Origin of the sequence: Streptomyces fildesensis, assembly GCF_016107395.1 — a bacterium.
Taxonomy (GTDB): Bacteria; Actinomycetota; Actinomycetes; order Streptomycetales; family Streptomycetaceae; genus Actinacidiphila; species Actinacidiphila fildesensis.
This window is the reverse complement of sequence record NZ_JAAIKO010000260.1, coordinates 1-292: the sequence shown is the minus strand read 5'-3', so window position 1 is coordinate 292 and position 292 is coordinate 1. Positions and strand designations below refer to the sequence as shown.

The 292-nt window shown below is 42.1% G+C and carries 1 protein-coding gene; it reads left to right on the top strand.

The window, feature by feature from the left end:
* Positions 1 to 17 precede the first annotated feature (17 nt).
* A partial coding sequence (locus C6N31_RS42840; protein ID WP_232486372.1) for a 60S ribosomal protein L28 occupies positions 18 to 292 on the top strand: 275 nt, incomplete at its 3' end.

Genomic DNA, 292 nt, shown 5'->3' with positions numbered 1-292 from the left:
CGTTCAAACACTCTGGGTTGGCAAACAAGAAAACCGTCACTATTCAGCCTGGTGGTGGTGAAAAAGAATTATCTGTTCTTCTTGCCACAACTAAGTCCAAGAAGCTGAACAAACCTTCTGACATGCTTCACAAGTATGTTATGAAGAAGAATTTTCGTCGGATGTCAAAGATTGTAGAAAGTCAAGTCTCTGACAATAAGTATCGACCTGATCTGAAGAAAGCTGCTCTTGCAAGGTTGAGTTATGTGTACCAGAGCCTGTTGGCTGCAAAGAATGGTATCAGGAAGCAGAG